Raw genomic sequence first — 1,469 nt, forward strand, 5'->3', positions numbered from 1 at the left:
ACTCAAGCACCCGAAAAACCTAAATTCAACACTTCTTCCGTATCTGTAAATAAAGCTCCCATTCCAGTAGTTATAAAACCAACCCCGAAAAAAGAGCCTTTGCCCATCGTGACATGGTTTTATAATATTTCCATTCGGAAAAAACAGGTATTTGTATTAGTCACAGCCCAAGCTATATCGATCGCAGCGTTATTAGGGGTGGGAGTTATTCAAGTAGTTCAAGGGGGGAGAGAACAATTAGTTAACCAGTCGATTTCTGAGTTAGAAGCCACTAAAATTAACTACAGTATCAAAGTTAATCAAATGGGTTTCGGTTTTCGTGGGCAATCCGATAACCTAGCGATTATCAATGCGGCTTTGACTAAGGTTAATGGGGGAACTTTAAGCCCTCAAGATCGATCGATCGTGCGTCAAATTTTGCAAAATGAGATCAAAGCGCGTAATATTGAATATGCTACCCTTGTGGGAGTAGATCAAAGAATTATTGTCAATGCTAATAACGATCGCACAGGACAAGAATTTAATCCTAATGGTTTAGTATCGGAAGTTATTAACAATCCTCAACAAATTAAAATCACAGAAATTAAGCCTTGGGCAGATTTAGCTAAAGAATTACCCCCTATTTTTTCTAATCTTTCTCAAAATCAGGATGTCTTAATTCGTTATACTTTTACCCCAGTATTTCGTCCTAATACTCAACAAGTAATTGGTGTGTTAATATCTGGAGACGTTGTTGACGGTAAATTTTCCATCGTAGAAGATACCATCAAAGAATTTCAAGGTGGCTATAGTGCGATTTATAAAATAACTGGGGATAAAGATTTTAGCTTATCCAGTGCCTTAACAGAAACAGAAACAGTGAGAGGACAACCTTTAGCTACACAAGCACTTTTAGAACTTGCTCTCAAAAATCCCGATGAAATTGTCTCTATCAGGGATAAAGTAGGAGATACAACCTATACTCTGACAGGGCAGATTCTTAAAAATTTTCAAGAGCAACCTGTGGGAATTTTGGTGAGGGGGACATCAGAAAAGGCTCTCAATCAAATTATTTCTAATAGTTTAAGCGCTCAAGGGCAAACAGCAGTAGCTGTACTTATTGTCAATCTTCTCTTAATTTTAGTGTTAGGGCGTGTGATTGCAAAACCCATTGAATCTTTACAGCTAACCGCAGAAAAATTTGCCGAAGGAGATTACAGTAGAAGAACTACTGTTCAAGGAGATGATGAAATAGGGAAGTTAGCTCGTACTTTTAATGTCTTGGCGGATAATATTGAAGAAAGTGAGTCTTTTTTGATGTTAGATGCCAGTAAAGTTAGTCTTTTCCAAGATATTACTGGCTCAACTACTCTGGATGAGGATGATGTTAATAAAGTGTTCGATCGAGCTTTACCCAAAGCGAAGGAAATATTACAGGTCGATCGACTCGTCATCTATCGCTTTAAACCAGATTGGAGTGGTTATATTAG

At 37.6% G+C, this 1,469-nt stretch carries 1 protein-coding gene; it reads left to right on the plus strand.

Going from position 1 to position 1,469, the window contains the following annotated elements:
- Positions 1-1,469: HAMP domain-containing protein (locus ACN4EE_RS23310; protein ID WP_431708895.1), on the plus strand; the 1,469-nt coding region annotated here is incomplete at both ends.

It is taken from the genome of Geminocystis sp. CENA526 (genome assembly GCF_050753365.1).
Taxonomy (GTDB): domain Bacteria; phylum Cyanobacteriota; class Cyanobacteriia; order Cyanobacteriales; family Cyanobacteriaceae; genus Geminocystis.